This is a genomic window from Mesorhizobium sp. M0243, assembly GCF_040321775.1.
In the GTDB taxonomy this organism is placed as follows: domain Bacteria; phylum Pseudomonadota; class Alphaproteobacteria; order Rhizobiales; family Rhizobiaceae; genus Mesorhizobium.
In genome coordinates this window covers 133,098-151,463 of sequence record NZ_JAMYSF010000010.1, presented here as the reverse complement: position 1 = coordinate 151,463, position 18,366 = coordinate 133,098, and the positions used below count along the sequence as shown (strand labels likewise).

Sequence of the window (18,366 nt, the reverse complement as noted above, 5' to 3'; positions counted from 1 at the left end):
TCCTGAAATTGCTCGAGGCAGCCCCGACTGATTGTTGCGCAGCAACTATTCCGCGATACGCACGATCAGCTTGCCGAAATTCCTGCCTTCGAGAAGGCCAAGAAAGGCCTGTGGCGCATTTTCGATGCCATCCACGATATCTTCCCTGTATCGAACCCGGCCGGATGCTATCCAGTCGGCCATCTCGCGGTAGAAGGCCGGGCGCTGGTCGACAAATTCGCGCTGGATGAAACCCCTGATCGTCAGGCTGCGGTGCAGCACTTGCTGCATCAATGTCGGCAACCGGTCGGTGCCGGCATCCGCGATGACGTTGTACTGCGCGATCAGCCCGCAGACCGGCACACGCGCAAACTCGTTCAGCAGCGGAAACACCGCGTCCCAGACAGGACCGCCGACATTCTCGAAATAGATGTTGATGCCGCCGGGGCAAGCTGCCTTCAATTGCTCGGCAAAATCGTCGGCCCGGTGATCGACGACCGCGTCAAAGCCCAGCTCGTCTCGCACGAAGGCGCACTTTTCGGCACCGCCGGCAATGCCGACGGCACGCGCTCCCTTGATGCGCGCGATCTGGCCGACGGCCGACCCGACCGCACCGCTGGCGGCCGCCACGACGACCGTTTCGCCAGGCTTCGGCTGTCCGATGGTGAGCAGACCGGCATAGGCCGTGAAGCCCGGCATTCCGAGCACACCCAGTGCGGTCGTGATGGGCGCCGCCGCGGGATCGAGCTTGCGCAGCCCGACACCGTCGGACAGGGCGAAACTCTGCCATCCGGAGTGGGACAGGACGATGTCGCCTTCAGCAAACTCCGGATGGCGAGAGATCATCACACGCGCGACGGTGCCGCCCTCCATCACACCGTCGACATCGACCGGCCTGGCATAGGATCTGGTGGCGTTCATACGACCGCGCATATAGGGATCGAGCGACAGATAAAGAATCTGCAACAGCAGTTCGCGCTCTCCCGGCTGGTCAAGGTCGACCGTCTCGATGCGGAAATGATCCGGCTTCGGCCGGCCTTGCGGTCGCGCCGCGAGCACGATGCGGGTGTTGGACTGGATTGACATGGAGACCTCTCCGCGAAGGATGTTCTACTCGAAAAACCGGTTGGGCGGCCGCTTCAGGCCGAGATTCTCGCGCAGTGTCGACCCCTCATATTGCCGCCTGAAGATGCCTCGCCGTTGCAATTCCGGCACCACTTTCTCGGCAAAATCATCGAGCCCTGCCGGCAGGTAGGGAAACATGATGTTGAACCCGTCGGAGCCCTCGGCAACCAGCCATTCCTCCATCTCGTCGGCGATTGTTTCAGGCGTGCCGACAAAAGCAAGCCCGGAATAGCCGCCCAGCCTTTGCGCAAGCTGCCTAACGGTCAGGTTCTCCTCGCGCGCCAGTTCGATGACGCGCTCGCGGCCACTCTTCGAGGCATTGGTCTCGGGGATTTCGGGCAAGGGCGCGTCGGGATCAAAACCGGACGCATCATGTCCGATCGCGATCGACAGCGAGGCGATGCCGCTCTCGTAATAGACGAGGCTGTCGAGCTTGGCCCGTTTGGCCTGCGCGTCCTCGACGCTGTCGCCGACCACGACAAAGGCACCGGGCAGGATTTTGATGTCGTCGCGCGAGCGGCCAAGTTTCTCCGCACGGCCTTTGACGTCGGCGAAGAAACGCTGCCCCGAGGCGAGATCGGCATGGGCGGCGAAAATGACTTCCGCCGTTTCGGCAGCCAGCTGTCGCCCCGCCTCCGAGGCGCCGGCCTGGACGATGACCGGCCAGCCTTGGATAGGCCGCGCAATGTTGAGCGGACCGCGCACCGAAAGATGCTCGCCCTTATGGTCAAGCACATGCAGCTTTGCGGGGTCGAAATAGAGCCCGCTTTCGGCGTCGCGGATGAATGCATCGTCGGCGAAGCTGTCCCACAGGCCGGTGACGACATCGTAGAATTCCCGTGCCCGCCGATAACGCTCATCATGCTCGACATGCTCGTCGAGGCCGAAGTTCAGCGCCGCGTCAGGGTTGGACGTGGTGACGATGTTCCAGCCGGCGCGTCCGCCGCTGATATGGTCCAGCGAGGCGAAGCGGCGGGCAACATGATAGGGCGCGTCGAACGTCGTCGATGCGGTAGCGACCAGCCCGATATGGTCGGTGACGGCGGCGAGCGCCGACAGCAGCGTGAATGGCTCGAACGACGTGACAGTGTGGCTGCGCCGCAGCGCCTCGATCGGCATGTTGAGAACGGCCAGATGGTCGGCCATGAAGAACGCGTCGAATTTCGCCGCCTCCAGCGTCTGGGCGAAGCGTTTCAGATGCGCGAAATTGAAATTGGCATCGGGATAGGCGCCCGGGTAACGCCAGGCGCCGGTGTGCAGACTGACGGGGCGCATGAAGGCGCCGAGGCGCAATTGTTTTCGTGTCATGTGGCGGATATCTCGGACGTTGGAGATTGAACAAATCTCGACGAGGATCGACCTCCATCAAGGCACGGGGAAGGTATTGCGTTCCCCCGCCACGCGCTTCCGCAGCATTCGCTTCCCCGCCGCCAGCGCAAAATGGCACAGCGCTCCGCCGGCGAGCTTTATGGGCTCAGTGTCGCTGCGACCGGCGCAGATATGTCTCCAGCCAGAGGCTGTAGCGTGAGCCGCCGAAGCACAGCACGAAATAGATCAGCGCAGCGAACAGATAAGCCTCGTCGTAGTAGCCGAGCCACTGCGGATCGGCCGCCGAGGATCGGGCCGCATTGAGCAGGTCGAAAATGCCGATGACGGCAAGCAGCGATGTCGCCAGCAGGAAGCCGATCGCCAGATTGACCATGCCGGGAATGACCAGACGCAGCGCCTGCGGCAGGACAACGAGCTGCATCGTGCGCCAATAGCCGAGGCCAAGCGCGGTCGCGGCCTCGTGCTGGCCCGCCGGTATTGCCTGGAGGCCGGCACGAACGACCTCGGCGACATAGGCCGACCAGAACAGCGTGATCATGATCATCGCCCGGACATTCTTGTCGATCAGCTGGCCATTCGGAATGGCCATTGGCAGGATGAGCATCGCCACATAGAGGATGGCCACCATCGGCGTGCCACGCATCAGTTCGATAAAGGCGATCGCAAGCGTGCGCAGGCCGCCCATGCCGGAACGCCGCGCCAGGGCGAGCAGGATCGCCAGCGGCGTCGCCAGTCCGAAGCAGACCGACCATACGAACAGCGTCACGGCCAGCCCGCCCCACTGGTTCGATGGGACGGCGGGAGGCACCAGCGTGCCGGACATCAGGATCCAGCTGGCGACGACGACGACAGGCCAGGCGACGAGCAATCCCTTGCGCCAAAATCGCGGCTGAGCGGTGATGACGAGGAGCCCCAGCAGCAGCACCATGACGACGAGCGGGCGCCATTGCAGCGCCGGCGGATAGAAGGCGAACAGGATGAAGCGGAATTTCGCCCCCACGAACGCCCAGCATGCGCCGTTGGCGAGTGCACAGTCGGCTGAGGTTCCGGTCCATGTCGCGTCGAATACTCCCCAGCGCAGCAGTGGCGGTACGATCCAGCCCAGCAACGCCACCGTAACCAGGGTGATGACTGAATTGAGCGGGGTGCCGAAAAGCCCGATCTTCAACGTCCGCAGCGTTGCCGACGATCGCCACGGTCGTAGGTAAACAGCGTCGGAGATGCTCATGTCCTCGCAATTCCTCTGAGAGCGACACGCCGGTTGTAGTGGTTCATGGCGGCCGATACGGACAGGTTGATCGCCAGATAGATGCCTATCAGCAGTGTCAGCGCTTCCAGCGACTGCCCGGTCGTGTTGGCGGTGGTGTTGATGATGCTGACGAGATCAGGGTAGCCGATGGCAACCGCAAGGCTGGAATCCTTGGTCAGGTCCAGGTAGCTGGACGTTGTCAGCGGCGTGATGACGCGCAAGGCCTGCGGCAGCACGACGAGCCGCATGATCTGGCCGCTGTGCAGGCCAAGCGCCCGGGACGCTTCCCATTGGCCACGGTCGACCGACTGGATGCCGGCTCGCACGATCTCGGCGATTGCCGCCGAAAACTTGACCACCAGGCCCGTCAACAGTGCCGTGAATTCCGGCGTCAGATTGTAGCCGCCGCGAATGTTGAAGCCAGCCAGCGCCGGTATCTCCCAGCTCGCACCGGCTCCGGTTAGAGGAAAGGTCAGCACAACGCCAGCCAGCAGCCCCGCGGTTGCGATGCCCAGCCGCCTGGCAGGCAAGCTGCCCTCGCGCCGCGCCCTCCAAAGGAAAGCCATATAGGCCAAGGCGAGGCCGACAAGCAGCCAGAGCGTCGGCGCCGACACACCATGAAAGGCGAGCCCGGGAACGAACACGCCCCGGTTGGTGAGGAAGAAACTGCCGAAGACCGAGAGCGCCTGGCGTGGCGAGGGAAACGATTTTGCCAGCGAAATCCAGAAGAACAGCTGAAGCAGAAGCGGCGTGTTGCGGACGATCTCGACATACCAGCGCACGAGCGCGGCCAGCAACAGATTGCCTGAGAGGCCGGCAACACCGAGAGCAACGCCGAGGATCGTGGCGAGCAGACATCCAAGCGCTGCCACCGTCAGCGTGTTCAGAAGACCGGCCAGGATCGCGCGCGCATAGGGGTCGCCCGCCCTGAAGGCGATCGGCGCCTCGCCGATCTCGAAATTCGCCGGCCTGCCGAGGAAGTCGAACCCCGGCGTGATGCCGATGCGCGCCATGGTCGCGGCGGTGTTGTGGCCGAGCAGCCAGAACAGGGCGATGACAGCCGCGATCACCGCGATCTGGGTCAGCGGCCAGTCGCCCCACCACCTGGACAACTTGCGTAACATGCCGGGTCCGTCTGGACCCGGCACGGTTTCGTCCGTCAATGACATTGGCTGAAGGGTCTCAGCGGAACGGCGGTGAGTACAGCAGACCACCGTTGGTCCACAGGCTGTTGTAGCCGCGCTCCCAACCGAGCGGTTTCAGGTTCCGGTCATAGATTTCGCCGTAATTGCCGACAGTCTTGACGATATTATAGGCCCATTTCGGATCGAGGCCGATCGCCTGGGCGAGCGACGGGTCGACGCCGAGAAAGCGCTGGATGGCCGGATCCGGCGATTTCAGGAACTCGTCGACATTCTTGCTGGTGATGCCCCATTCCTCGGCCTGGATGGTTGCGTTGACCGTCCAGTTGACGATTTCGAGCCAGCGGTCGTCGCCACCGGCGATTGCCGGTGCGAGCGGCTCCTTCGACAGCCGCTCGGGCAGGATAATGTAGTCATCGGGCTTCTTCAGCTGGGTGCGCTTGCCAACGAGATCGGACGAGTCCTGCGTGATGGCGTCGACGCGCCCTGTCTCCAGTGCGTTGATGAATTCGCCGGTATCCTCGATCGTCACCGGTGTGAACTTCTTGCCGGTCTTGCGGAAAAAATCGGCGATGTTCAACTCGCCGGTCGTACCGCTCTGAACGCCGATCGTGGCACCGTCCAGGTCGGCAGCCTTGGTGACGCCGAGGTCCTTGCGCACAAGGATGCCCTGGCCGTCGTAGAAAACCGTCGGACCGAAATGGAAGCCGAGCTGGAAGGCACGCGTGATCGTTACCGTCACGCCCGACAGCAGAATGTCGAACTCACCGGCCTGGAGCGCCGGCAGGCGCTGCTGCGGCGAAGAGTTGGTGAACTCCACCTTGTCCGGGTCGCCAAAGACAGTGATCGCCAGGGCGCGTCCATAGTCGGCGAAGAAGCCTTGCCAGCGACCGTTGCTGTCCGGCGAGAAGAAACCGGGTGTCGTGCCGACACCGACCTTGATGGAGCCACGCTCCTTGATCTTGTCGAGCGTCGGGCCCGCATAGGTCGCGGTCGAAAACAATCCCGCCACCACCAGCGTCGTCGCCAGTGCCGTCCTCCAACCGGCGCCAAGCCGCATTGCAATCGTCATGTCAGTCAACTCCTGAGGTTCATTGTTGTCAGCCGATCGCGGAACGTCCCCCGCTCTGTTCGACTGCCCCGAAGTTAACTCTATAATTTTTGTAGACTAAGGAACGGCAATCCAATTTTCTGCCTGTCCGGAAAGCAGATTGCTTCGAAAATGCCCATTGGCGGCGAATGCGAACCTGCACCGTTCCCGAATGTGTTCCCTCGCGAAAGACACGTTCCAGCGCGGCTGAAGAAGAATATCCCGGGACAAAAAAATGGCCGGGCTCGAATACGGCCCGGCCAAAAGAAGGTTAAACCTTCAGAGGGGAACACCGTTCAGCGGAATGGGAGGAACCCGCCGAACGATTTTACCTGTTTGAGCCTATTTTGGTTACTTGGCGACGAATGGAATTCCAAAAATATACAAATGAGCAAAAATTCGTGCTCAGCAGCCGTTACGAGCCCGCGGTTCCGGTCTGGAGGAGATCAGCGTAGTGGCGGCGTGCCACGTCGGGATGTGAACGCAGCCGGCTTTTGAGCACGTTGGTTCCGACATCGCGGAACAACGGGTTGTCGGGATCGCTTGCCGGTCCGCGCGCCTGCGCCGCCAGTTCCTCGGAAAGGCCGAGAAGCGGGATGGTCGCATCGAGCCGCGCGCTGAAGAAGAACGGGACGGAAATCCGCTCGACGCCGGCAGGCGGCGTCACGACGCGGTGCACGGTGGCCCGCAGATAGCCATTCGATGCCAGTTCGAGCAGTTCGCCGATGTTGACGACCAGCGTTCCCGCCAGCGGATCCACATTCACCCAGCTTCCGTCATATTCGACCTGCAGCCCCTTGTTGTCGTCCTGCAGCAGCAGGGTCAGGAAACCGCCATCCTTGTGCGCGCCGACGCCCTGGTCGCCTTCGGTCGCGTCACGGCCGGGATAACGGACGATCTTCATGCGATGGTTGGGCGAGTCCCGGTAGATCGCGTCGAAGGCATCCTCCGGCTGGTCAAGCGACAGCGCGAAGGCCTTCAGCAGCCGAATCGCCACCGCGGTCGCCTTGGCCTGCCATGCAAGCAGTGCCGGCTTGAGCTCCGGCAATGCAGACGGCCACTGGTTCGGTCCCTGCAACCTTGTCCATGGTGCAATTCCAGGTCCCTGCGCTATGGGCTGGCGCTCGACGCCTAAATCGAGTTGCTCACGCCAATCGGCCGCGCCCCTGGTCAGTTCGCCACCGGCGCGGGTGTAGCCGCGGAACTGCTGGGATTTGACCATTTCGATCGCCAGCTTGTCGGCCTCCGGCAGCGCGAAGAACCGGCGCGAGGCATCGAGCACGTCGTCGATCTCCGAGGCGGAAATTCCGTGGCCGCTGAGGTAGAAGAAGCCAACGTCTCGCGCCGCCGTGCGCAGGTCCAGGAGAAAGGTACGATATTCGGAGGCACCTTGTTCGAGACGGCTCAGATCGAGCACCGGCACAATTCTGGGCATGGTCAGGTTCCTTCTTTTTTCTGCTTTGGATTTTGCATGGAGCTCCCCCACAGAAGCGCGAAGCTGGAAATGATCGCTCCGGCCCACAACAGTTCGGGCGAATAGCGCCGGATGCCGAGGAAATGCCAAGTCTTGCACAACGACATGGCAAGCGAGCAGCGGTCAGACGTCTGCAGCAGACATGGCAGGGTGCGCTCGATTGGAAATCCGGTGTTCGACATGACCTGTGCGTAGACGATCGCCCACCAGACGAGAGCAATGAGCGTCAGGACAATTCCCGCCGCTTCCAGCCAGCGCGGCGAAAACAGTTTTCTGACCGATGCCGACGTATTTTCGGTCATGCCGAGAACCCGAGAATCTCGAGGATGTGCTGGCGTTGGGCTACGATGCGCGGATCGTCACGCCGCCGGGGGTAGGGCAGATCGACCGCGACCTCGGCCTTGATGCGTGCCGGGCGCTCGGTCAGCACGATGACGCGCCCGGACAACAGCAGCGCCTCTTCGACATCGTGGGTGACCAGAATGACCGTGTATTCGGCCTGCCGCCAGAGCGCCAAAAGCTCCTCCTGCATGGTCAGCCGGGTGAGTGAGTCCAGCCGGCCCAGCGGCTCATCGAGCAACAGCAGGCGCGGGTCGTTGATCAGGGCACGCGCCAGCGCGGCGCGTTGCGCCATGCCGCCGGACAGCTGGTGCGGAAAGGCGGAGGCGAAAGCCTCGAGCTTGACCAGGCGAAGCGCACCATCGATCCGCTTCTGACTGCCAGGCAGGACGCCGCGCGCTTCCGGCCCGATGGCGACATTGTCGCGAACGGTCCGCCACGGAAACAGCGTCGGGTCCTGAAACACCAGGACGCGCGACGGATCCGGTCTGGCGACGATTGTCCCGTTTGCCAGCACCTCACCGCTGCTTGGCCGTTCCAGCCCTGCCGCCAGCCGCAGCAGGGTCGACTTGCCGCAGCCGGACGGACCGAGCAGCGCCACGAACTCGCCTGGCGCCACGGCCAGGTCGATCTGGCGCAGCACCGGCAAGGGTTGCCCATCCAGATCGTACTGATGCGAGACGCCGTGAAAGTCGACGGAAAGACCGGCAGAGTTATCGACCGCGACGCGAGTGGTGCCGAAGGCTACCATTGTACGACACCCTTCTGCCAAACGAGCAGCCGGTCGCGCGCGACGAACAGCAGCTTGACCAGACCCGAGCAGAGCAATGCCATGACGATCAGCATCGCGTAGACGTTGGCGTAGGCCGAATAGGCCGTCTGGAACTGCAGATACCAGCCCAGACCGTATTTCGCGCCGAGCATTTCGGCGACCACCAGCACGGCAAAGGAATAATACAGCCCCATGAACAGGCCGACGAAGACATGCGGCAGAGCGGCCGGTATCGCCACGCGAAGAACCAGATAGCGGCTGCTGGCGCCAAGCGTACGCGCCACGTCGTAGAAGGAGCGGTTGACCGAGTTGACGCCCGACGCGGTCAGGATCGCGACCGGTATGCCGGATGCAAGCGCGACCAGGAACAGGCTCGCCTGGAACGTCGTCGGGAACAGGAAGAAGGTTGCCGGGATCCAGGCGCTCGCCGGCACGGGGCCGATCAGCTTCAGCACCGGCATGCCCCAATAGGCGAAGTTTTTGGACCAGCCTAGCGCCACGCCGCCAATGAAGCCGACAATGATGCCGCTGAAGAAGCCGATGGTCCACAGCCGCGCGGTGTAAGCGATGCAGATGAGGATGCGTTGCCAGTCGACGATATAGACATGCAGGAGGCCGTGCGGCGGCGTGAAGAATGGTTTCGGCATCCAGCCGAGCTTGGCGGTGATCAACTCCCAGACCGCGAACCAAAGGCCCAGCACAATCAGCCATGGACCGTAGTGCATCAGCCCGCGGCCAAATCCGCCAAGCTTTTCGACGCTGAATGCAAGACCGGCCAGGATCATCGCTCCGGCGACCAGCAGGGCGACGAAGACATCGCGGCTACCCCACGGAACGACATCGGGGAAGGCAATCGTGACAATGGCAGCGAGCAGCCAAGCCGAGGCGGCATAGAGCCCGTGCTTCCACACCGGCCCGGCAGAAGCGGAAGAAACACTCTTTTCGCCTGCGTCCTCGTCGATCGCTGCGCTCATCACCGCAACCGTCAGGCCAGAATGTCGACCGTCACCCGCTGCGCGAGTTCCGCCGGGTCGGTGGTGGGATCGAGCACCTTGATCAGCGACAGATCAGCGGCCGCATGCTTCACCTGATCCTGCAGATCCTTGCCGACCGGATGGTTGTGCAACACCCATGACGCAATCTCGTCGCGGATATCTTCAAAGGGGAAACCCGGGTTGAGATTGTCGACGAACCACTTTGCCACCTCATCTGGATGCGCCGCGGCATATTCGTGGATCTCGATGTCGGCCTCGGCCAACCGCCGGATGGCATCCTTGTTGGCATCCAGGAAAGCCGAATTGACGCCAAGCACACAGCAGACTGCACCTTCGAACGAGCCGGTTTGCGTGTTGGCGACTTCCACAAGGTCGAACTTCTTCTTGTGGGAATAGGCCCACGGATCGAGATGCGCCAGCGCATCGGCCTGACCCTTGCCAACCGTTTCGCCGACCAGATCGAACGGCACGTTGAGCCAGTTCACATCATTTTCGGGATCGAGGCCTGCCTTGGCCAGCGCAACCTGGAAGGAGTGCTTTGGCGGGCTGGCGACGTCATAGGAGACGATGGTCTTGCCCTTCAGACCTTCGAGCGTGGTGACGCCGGAGGCCTCGGACGCCAGCAGCCTTGTACAGCCGCCATGTGAGCCGACGAACAGCTTGACGTCCAGCCCCTGCTCCAGCGGCTTGACCCAGTCATAGAGCAAGCCGGCGCCGGCATCCGTCTTGTTGGTGGCGATCGACTGGATCAGCGTCTGGCCGCTGGCACCTTGATAGTAGAGTTCGATGTCGAGATCATGCCTGGCATAGATGCCCTTCGAAAGGGCGAAGGCGATCGGCGAATGGCAGGCCGCGAACTCGGTCCATGACAACCGCACCTTGGTCGCATTGCCGGCTATGGCGTAGCTGGTCGGCCTGGCGAGCAGGGCCACAGCCGCGGCGCCAACACCGAGTGTGCCGGCGGCGCGCAACACGCCGCGCCGCGAGATCTTCGATGTTGCCCCGATTTTCCTGCTGGAAGTCATTGTACCCTCCTGTGACCGGATCGATGTGGAGCCGACGATTTGTTCGCCAGCAGAAATGCCTCAGGCGGCCTTCAATTCGCGATCGCCGACGGCCTGATCGAGCGCCTGTTCAAGATCGCGAATGATGTCGTCAGGATGCTCGATGCCGACGGAAAGCCTGACATAACCGGGCGTCACGCCGGTCGCGAGCTGCTCTTCCGGCGAAAGCTGCGAGTGGGTCGTGGTCGATGGATGGATAGCCAGCGAGCGCGCATCGCCGATGTTGGCGACGTGATAGAGCAGCTTCAACCCGTTGATGAAGGAACGTCCAGCCTCGCGGCCATCCTTGAGTTCGAACCCGACCAGCGCGCCGTAGCTGCCCTGACGGAAATAGGCGTCGGCCCGGCGCTTGCTCTCGCCGCTTTGGTAGCGTGGGAAGATGACGTTGCTTACCTTTGGATGACCGCGCAGAAACTCCGCCACCTTGATGGCGTTCTCATTGTGTTGACGGAGGCGCAAGGGCAGCGTCTCCAGGCCTTGCAGCAGCTGGAAGGCATTGAACGGGCTGATCGCGGCACCGACGTCGCGCAGAAGCACGGTGCGGATGCGCAGTACATACGCCACCGGTCCAAGCGCTTTGGCCGCCTCGACCCAAACCTTGCCGTGATAGCTTGGATCGGGCTGGTTCAGCGTCGGGAAGCGTTCGGCATGGTCTTCCCATGGGAAGTTGCCGCCATCGATGACGATGCCGCCGATCGAGGTTCCGTGGCCGCCAATGTATTTCGTCGCCGAATAGACCACGACAGCCGCGCCATGGTCGAACGGCCTGATGCTCAGCGGTGCCGCGGTGTTGTCGACGATCAACGGCACGCCGAGCGACCGGCCGATGTCAGCGACTTCCTTGATCGGGAAGACTTGCAGCTTCGGATTGGGCAGCGATTCCGCATAGTAGGCGCGTGTCCGCGCATCGGTGGCACGGCGGAAATTCTCAGGGTCGGACGGATCGACGAACCGTACTTCCACCCCCAGGTGCTTCAGGGTCGCGGCAAAAAGGGCCCAGGTGCCGCCATAGAGATCGGTGGCGGAGACGATGTTGTCGCCGGCGCCGGCAAGGTTCAGCACCGAATAGGCTGAAGCCGCCTGGCCGGAGGACACAAGAAGGGCAGCAGCACCCCCTTCCAGCGCCGCGATGCGGGTCTCCAGCGCATCCTGCGTCGGGTTCGAGACGCGCGTGTAGATATGGCCGATCTCATCGAGGGCGAACAGCCGGTCGGCATGGCCGGTGTCCTGGAACTGGTAAGACGTGGTCTGGTAAATAGGTACGGCAACGGCGCCGGTGGCGGGATCGGCGCGCCAGGAGCCGCCGTGAAGGGCAAGGGTCTCGGGAGAAAGATTTTCCAGGGTCATTTATCGTTCCTTCCTGATGGTTGTGGCGGTCAAGCGACCGGGACAGCTTCGGCGCGTGCCTGGACGGCCAGCAGATCGGCGTGATGGCGCCGCGCGACGTCGGGATGCGAACGCAACCGGCTCTTCAGCGCGTTTTGCCCGGAATTGCGGTAGAGCGGATTCTGCGGATCGCGGGTGACCCCGTTCGCCTGCGCCTTCAGGTGCGGCGCCAAATCCAGGAGCGGAATCTCGGCATCGAACGGAGCGCCGAGGAAGAAGGCGACCGACAGCCGGTCGGTGCCGGCTGGCGGCGTTACGACCCGGTGCACGGTGGCCTTCAGGTAGCCATCGGTCGCCATTTCCAGCAGTTCGCCGATGTTGACGACAAAGGTGCCGGCGCGCGGCTCGGCGTCAATCCAATCGCCATCGGCGCTTTCGACCTGCAGCCCCTTCTGCCTTTCCTGCAGCAGGAGCGTCAGGAAGCCGCTGTCCTTGTGCGCACCGACGCCTTGCTCGCTTTCGGTCGCGTCACGGCCGGGATAGCGGATGATCTTGATGAGGTGGTTCGGCGTGCCGGCATAGATGGCTTCGAAAGCACCCTCATCCTGCTCCAGGACAATGGCAAAGGCTTTCAGCAGGCGCGTCGAAAGATCGGTGAGGCGATCCTGCCACTCCAGCAGAAGCGGCTTCAGCTCGGGCAAGGCGGTCGGCCATTGGTTTGGTCCCTGCAGGCGCGTCCAGGCCGGCAACGAGGCATTGCGCGGCAGCGCCGGTGCCTCCGAGCCGATGTCGACCTGCTCGCGCCAGTCCCTCTGGCCTTTCGTCAGTTCCTGTCCAATCCGGTTGTAGCCGCGGAAATGCGGCGAGTTGACCATCTCTATCTGGAGCTTGTCCTTGTCCGGCAAGGCAAAGAAACGTCGTGACGTGCCAAGCACATCGTCAATCAGCGATTGTGCGATGCCATGTCCGGTCAGGTAAAAAAAGCCAACATCGCGTGCAGCGCGCCGCAGTCCCTCGATGAATTCTTTGCGAGATGCCGGATCGGCTTCATAGCGGGAAAAATCCAGCACCGGAATCGTTTGTTTACCAGCAGAACTGCTCATTTCGACCTCTTGTTTGGTGATCGAAGCGTCGCACCGCAGGCGATGGAAACAAAGAAAACGCCATCCCTTTCGGTGGCAGGTGGGGAAATTCCAGTATCGCTCGGGCAAGACGGACAGCGCGTTTTTGTTAATTCTACAAGATTGGTAGATTTGCCCTGCGACCGGTATCACGCCTCTATTCCGCGGCGGCCCGGTCGATCTGGCTGCGGCTCCGCTCCCAGGACAGGCCTGGGACCGCCGCCAGCAGCGCACGCGCATAGTCGGATCCGGGACGTGTCAAAACCTGTTCGGCGGGACCGTCCTCGACGATCTTGCCGCTCTGCATGACGACGATGCGGTCGGCGATCGCCGAGGCGACACGAAGATCGTGCGTGATGAACAGCATCGACAGGCCAAGATCGCGTTTGATTTCCGCCAGAAGGTCGAGAATCTGCGCCTGTATCGAGACATCCAGGGCCGAGACCGGTTCGTCGGCGACGAGCAGGTCGGGCTCAAGCATGAGTGCTCGCGCCAAGCCAATACGCTGCCTTTGGCCGCCTGAAAAGGCATGCGGGAAACGATCGGCCGCACCGGGGTCAAGTCCGACGCGGACAAGGAGGCGGGACATGCTCTCCTCCGCCCTCTCGCGTGAAAGGCCGTTGACTATGGCGGCTTCGGTAAGGATGCGGCGGACGCGATGGCGCGGATTGAGGGAGGCGATCGGATCCTGAAACACCATCTGGATACGCGGACGTAAAGTGCGCTCCCGTGTCGTGCCGGCGAGATCGCCACCGTCGAAGCTCAGGCTGCCTTCATCCCAGTCGGCCAGTCCGACGACGCATTGGCCGAGCGTCGTCTTGCCCGAACCGGATTCACCGACGAGGGCGACCGTCTCGCCGCGCCCAATCGTCAAATTGACACCGTCCAGCGCCCTGGTGGCGGAGGCCTGCCGCCGCCAAGGGGCGCGGCGATCACGATAGGTCTTGCTCAGCCCGCGGACAACGAGAAACGGATCCCCTGCGTCCCGTCTTTGAATTGCACTGGTATGAAGAACCGGAACGGCTTCGATCAGGCGGCGTGTGTAGGGCTGCGATGGCGCTTCGAGGACGTCGTTTGCTCTGCCGCTCTCAATCACCCGGCCCTCCTTCATCACCACGACGCGATCGGCGATATCGGCGACCACGCCGATATCATGGGTGATAAACAGAACGGCGAGGCCGAGCCTTTCGCGGATTTCAAGGATCAGCCGCAGGATTTCCGCTTGCGTCGTGACGTCGAGCGCGGTGGTGGGTTCATCGGCGATCAGCAGGTCCGGATCATTGGCGATCGCCATGGCGATCATCACCCGTTGCCGCTGTCCGCCCGAGAGTTGGTGCGGGTAGCGGTGAATGATCGTCTCGGGATCCGGAAGCCTGGTTGCCCGCGCCAGTTCCAGCACGCGAGCGGTGCGCGCCTTGCGGTCGCCGCCATCATGCGCGGCGAGCGCTTCCTCGATCTGGCGGCCGATGGTCAGCACCGGATTGAGCGCGCTCATCGGTTCCTGGAAGATGAAGCCAATGCGCTTGCCGCGCAGCAGGCGGAACGAAGCCTCGCTGATCCCGGCAATGTCGCGGCCATCGAAACGGATCGCACCAGCGGCGATCCGGAGCTGCTTGGCAGGCAACAGGCCGGCAATGGCCGCGGCCAATACCGATTTGCCAGATCCGGATTCGCCGACCAGGCAGAGCACTTCGCCACGATCGATACGCAACGACACGTCTTCGACGGCCAATGCTCGATCGGCGTGCTCCGGCAAGGCGATGGAGAGACCCGCGATCTCGACCAGAGCCGTCATGCGCGCCCACCGCGATTGCTGTTGCGAGGGTTGAGCCAATGGTTCAGGCCGTCGCCGACGAGGTTCAGGGAAAGTACGGTGAGGAAGATCGCCAGGCCCGGAATGGTCGACAGCCACCAGTTGACGCGAAAGGCGGTCCTGCCGGTGCCGAGCAGATAGCCCCAGGAGACGAACTCGCGATTGCCCAGACCAAGGAAGCTGATGCCCGATTCGATCAGGATGACGGTCGCCGTCATCAACGAAGCGGCAACGATCACCGGCGACAGCACGTTGGGAAGGATGTGCCCCCAGATGATCCGGGCAGTCGACAGCCCGCCAACCCGTGCCGCCCGCACGAAGTCCTGGTTGACGAGGCTCAGCACCTCGGCCCGGACCAGCCGGGCGATCTGCGGCCAGCTGACGATTGCGATGGCCAGGATGATCGAAGCCAGCGAAGGCGCGACGATCGCAACGGTGACGACCGTCAGCAGGAAGCTCGGGATGGTCTGGAAGAACTCGGTGAACCGCATGGCGACGTCGTCGACCCAGCCGCCGAAATAGCCGGCGACAGCACCTATCGCCGTGCCGAAGGCGACGGCGAGCAGCGTCACCGCCAGAGCGATCAGCAGCGTGACCTGCGCCCCGTGGGCGATGCCGGCCGCAAGATCACGGCCGAGCATGTCGGTGCCGAACAGATGACCCGGGCTGAAGGGCGGCAGGTTCGGGCGCGCAACCATGCGCCAGGGATCGCCCGGAAAGAGGATACCGGCGAAGATCGCCATCAGGAGGATCGCGATCAGGATCAGCGCGCCGGCGACGGCGCCCGGATGCCTGAGGAACGGGGTTCGCGGCAAGGCCATCGCCTCAAGCTCCCATTTCGATGCGCGGATCGGCGGCAACGTAGAGAAAATCCGCGGCCAGGTTGATGACGACGACGATTGTCGAGGTGATGAAGAAGATCGCCAGCAAGAGGTTGTAGTCCCGCTGCATGAGGGCATCGAAGGCGAGACGCCCGACGCCCGGCCAGGCGAACACCGTCTCGATCAGGATCGACCCGCCGATCAGTTGTCCGGCCTGCAAGGAGGCGAAGGTGATGATCGGCAGCAGCGCGTTCCTCAGCACATGCTGGCGCCAGATCAATCCCGGTTTCAGGCCCTTGGCCCTGGCGGTACGGACAAAATCGCGATCGAGCACGTCGAGCACCGAGGCGCGCGTCACGCGCATGTAGATGGCCATGTAGAACAGGCCGAGCGTCAGAGCCGGAAGAATGAGATGAACGGCGACATCCCCGATAAGCGAGAGATCCGACCCGCCCTCGCCTACCGTCTGCATGCCGTAGGACGGCAGCCAGTTCAGCCAGACCGAAAACAGCAGGATCGCCATCAGGCCGGTCCAGAACAGCGGCATGGCAAAGAACATCACCGAAATGCCGGTCAGCACGGTGTCGAGCAGACTGCCGGCGTGCCGGGCGGCGATAGACCCGAGCGCAATGCCGGTCCCCAACGCAAAGCCAAAGGCGGTCAATGTCAGAAGCAGTGTGGCCGGCAGCCTTTCCGCGATGATATCGATAACAGGACGCTGGTCGCGGTAGGATTGGCCGAAGTCGAGACGCGCCAGCGACTTGGTGTAGATCCACAATTGCTCGGGCACGGAGCGATCAAGCCCGAGATCGTGGCGCAGTTCCGCGACAAAGGCCGGGTCGGCCGCGCCCTGATCCCCGGCCAGGACGGATGCCGCATCTCCCGGCGCGAGGCGCAGCAGCACGAAGTTGAGCACGATAACCCCAAACAGGATGAGAACCGCGCGGGCGGCCCGTCCCGTCAGGAAGCCAAGACGATCCATCCTACCCAGCCCCGCCAGCTATTTCGCCAGCCAGACATCGGCGAAGTTTTCATCTGTGCCGAGACCGGTCGCGATCAGATTGTGAACCTTGGTTCGGTAGAGCGTCGGAAAGACGATGTCGTGCGTCCAGATGAGCGGCACGTCGGCGGAGATGATCTTCTGGGCTTGCGAATAGAGCGCCTTGCGCTTGTCGAAGTCGTTCTCATGGGCGGCGTCGGCCAGCAGTCTGTCGACCTCGGGGTTGGAATAGCCATGGACATTGCCGCCGGTCGTGCCCGCATTGTCGCCTTCGAGCGTGGTGTAGGCATAGCTGATGCCGATTGCCGGGTCGGGGGTGGTGTAGACAAAGTTTTCGGCAAGATCATAGTCGAAGGTGGTCAGCCGCTTGAACCAGCCCGGCACGTCGGTCGCCACGATGTTGACCTTGATGCCGACAGACGTCAGCGCCTCCCGGATATATTCCGCCTCGCGCTGCCACAGCTCGCCATACGGCAGCGGAACGAACTGCAGTTCGAAGCGCACGCCGTTGGCGTCGGGCTTCAGGCCGGCCTCGTCGAGGATGGCGTTCGCCTTGGCCAGGTCGAATTCATATTTCGTTTCGACCGATGTGTCCTTGAACCGCGACAGACGCGACAGCGGGCCGTTGGTCTCGTGGCCGAATCCACCAAAGATCGTGTCGATGATGAACTGGCGGTCGATCGCATGCGCGATCGCCCGGCGCACCCGCGCATCGTCGAGCGGCTTGTGGCGGTTGTTGAGGTGGATGTAGCCGACCGGTTGAAGAAATTCCCAGCCTGCCTCGGTCAGTTGCACGCCATCGAGCCCGGCCAACCGCGTAATGTCGAAGTTCTCGATGTCGCCTGCGCGCAGCACATCCACCTGACCGGTTTCGAAAGCGATGGCGCGGCTGTTGGCGTCAGGGATGACGTGGAAGAAGATGTCGTTCAGATGCGGCTTGCCGGCATCCCAATAGTCAGGGTTGCGGACAAGGTGGATGAAGGACCCCTTCTTCCACTCGGCGAATTTGAACGGCCCGGTGCCGATGAACTTGCTGTTTGCCTCGGCGGTGCGAAAGTCGCTCACCCCTTCATAGAGATGGGCCGGCAGCACGGCGGTGTTGTGGACGTAGATGAAGGCTGGGTACGGCGCCTTGAGCGTGAACACCACGGTGTGGTCGTCCGGCGTGGCGATGTCCTTCACCTCCGCCAGGTTGAGTCGCGAGCGGGCCTGAAGTGCCGGCAGAAACTTCTTGAAGCTGAACACCACGTCCTTGGCCGTGAACGGCTGGCCGTCATGCCATTTTACATCGCGGCGCAGGTTGAAGGTGTAGACGAGGCCGTCATCCGAAATCGACCAGCTTTGCGCCAGGCGCGGCAGCGGCTTCAGATCGGCCGAATAGGTCAACAGGCTCTCGTAGATCTTGTTGCCGACATAGGTCGTCGGCCCGAGACGATTGACGCCGATATTGACCGTCGGCGGCTCAGGCTGGACGATCAGGTTGAGCGTCCCGCCCGCCTCCTGTGCCGCAAGTCCGGTCAGCGTCAGAAGCGTGGCTGCCAGAGACAGCATGATGGTTCGCAACAGGCGGGAGATCATCGTGAATTCACCTTGTCGAGTAATTGATCGCGGAGCCTGAGATGTCGCTCCGCAGGAGAGTGTGGCTCCACCGAATGACGCGGCCGATCTGCTTGCGAATTGCGGTGCTATTTGTGTAGTAAGATTATAGACAAAGGTGATTATGATAA

At 62.6% G+C, this 18,366-nt stretch carries 16 protein-coding genes; all 16 read right to left on the bottom strand.

Translation table 11 applies throughout. The annotated features are described in order from the left end of the window. Nucleotides 1–45: 45 nt before the first annotated feature. On the bottom strand, nt 46–1,065 hold the full coding sequence (gene curA / locus NKJ11_RS16060; RefSeq protein ID WP_352793753.1) for an NADPH-dependent curcumin/dihydrocurcumin reductase: 1,020 nt from the start codon (nt 1,063–1,065) through the stop codon (nt 46–48). Between the two features lie 24 nt (nt 1,066–1,089). After that, nucleotides 1,090–2,412, bottom strand: a complete 1,323-nt coding sequence (locus tag NKJ11_RS16055; RefSeq protein ID WP_352553652.1) for an LLM class flavin-dependent oxidoreductase — start codon at nt 2,410–2,412, stop codon at nt 1,090–1,092. A gap of 166 nt (nt 2,413–2,578) precedes the next feature. Next, nucleotides 2,579–3,661 (bottom strand): amino acid ABC transporter permease, encoded by a 1,083-nt coding sequence (locus tag NKJ11_RS16050; protein ID WP_032908639.1) that lies wholly within the window; start codon nt 3,659–3,661, stop codon nt 2,579–2,581. Further along, entirely contained in the window at nt 3,658–4,806 is a 1,149-nt protein-coding gene (locus tag NKJ11_RS16045) for an amino acid ABC transporter permease (protein ID WP_352553657.1), read from the bottom strand. Before NKJ11_RS16045 ends, NKJ11_RS16050 begins: the two co-directional genes overlap by 4 nt. Nucleotides 4,807–4,864: 58 nt before the next feature. After that, nucleotides 4,865–5,896 carry an amino acid ABC transporter substrate-binding protein gene (locus tag NKJ11_RS16040; RefSeq protein WP_352610015.1) on the bottom strand — a complete coding sequence of 344 codons (1,032 nt, stop codon included), beginning with the start codon at nt 5,894–5,896 and terminating at the stop codon, nt 4,865–4,867. A 433-nt stretch (nt 5,897–6,329) separates the two neighbouring features. Continuing rightward, nucleotides 6,330–7,349, bottom strand: a complete 1,020-nt coding sequence (locus NKJ11_RS16035) for an isopenicillin N synthase family dioxygenase (protein ID WP_128302598.1) — start codon at nt 7,347–7,349, stop codon at nt 6,330–6,332. Between the two features lie 2 nt (nt 7,350–7,351). Then, nucleotides 7,352–7,690 (bottom strand): hypothetical protein, encoded by a 339-nt coding sequence (locus NKJ11_RS16030; RefSeq protein ID WP_352610013.1) that lies wholly within the window; start codon nt 7,688–7,690, stop codon nt 7,352–7,354. After that, complete coding sequence (locus NKJ11_RS16025) at nt 7,687–8,478, bottom strand: ABC transporter ATP-binding protein (protein ID WP_023809075.1); 792 nt, start codon at nt 8,476–8,478, stop codon at nt 7,687–7,689. Before NKJ11_RS16025 ends, NKJ11_RS16030 begins: the two co-directional genes overlap by 4 nt. Then, nucleotides 8,472–9,473: an ABC transporter permease gene (locus NKJ11_RS16020; protein WP_352610009.1), complete on the bottom strand. Its 1,002-nt coding sequence runs from the start codon at nt 9,471–9,473 to the stop codon at nt 8,472–8,474. The genes NKJ11_RS16025 and NKJ11_RS16020 overlap by 7 nt, the downstream gene beginning before the upstream one ends. Before the next feature lie 11 nt (nt 9,474–9,484). Beyond that, nucleotides 9,485–10,519 (bottom strand): ABC transporter substrate-binding protein, encoded by a 1,035-nt coding sequence (locus NKJ11_RS16015; protein WP_023809077.1) that lies wholly within the window; start codon nt 10,517–10,519, stop codon nt 9,485–9,487. 60 nt (nt 10,520–10,579) lie between these two features. Beyond that, nucleotides 10,580–11,905, bottom strand: a complete 1,326-nt coding sequence (locus NKJ11_RS16010; protein WP_023809078.1) for an O-acetylhomoserine aminocarboxypropyltransferase/cysteine synthase family protein — start codon at nt 11,903–11,905, stop codon at nt 10,580–10,582. Between the two features lie 29 nt (nt 11,906–11,934). Then, a complete protein-coding gene (locus tag NKJ11_RS16005; RefSeq protein ID WP_023809079.1) occupies nt 11,935–12,987 on the bottom strand; it encodes an isopenicillin N synthase family dioxygenase in 1,053 nt (350 codons plus the stop codon). A 175-nt stretch (nt 12,988–13,162) separates the two neighbouring features. Then, nucleotides 13,163–14,800 (bottom strand): dipeptide ABC transporter ATP-binding protein, encoded by a 1,638-nt coding sequence (locus NKJ11_RS16000; RefSeq protein ID WP_352610007.1) that lies wholly within the window; start codon nt 14,798–14,800, stop codon nt 13,163–13,165. Next, a complete protein-coding gene (locus tag NKJ11_RS15995; protein WP_352793752.1) occupies nt 14,797–15,639 on the bottom strand; it encodes an ABC transporter permease in 843 nt (280 codons plus the stop codon). The genes NKJ11_RS16000 and NKJ11_RS15995 overlap by 4 nt, the downstream gene beginning before the upstream one ends. Nucleotides 15,640–15,643: 4 nt before the next feature. Further along, the gene (locus NKJ11_RS15990) at nt 15,644–16,621 is read right to left on the bottom strand and encodes an ABC transporter permease (protein WP_352610003.1); all 978 of its coding nucleotides are present in this window, start codon (nt 16,619–16,621) and stop codon (nt 15,644–15,646) included. Nucleotides 16,622–16,639: 18 nt separating this feature from the next. After that, nucleotides 16,640–18,217, bottom strand: coding sequence for an ABC transporter substrate-binding protein (locus tag NKJ11_RS15985; RefSeq protein ID WP_352793750.1), 1,578 nt, complete (start codon nt 18,215–18,217; stop codon nt 16,640–16,642). Nucleotides 18,218–18,366: the final 149 nt, after the last annotated feature.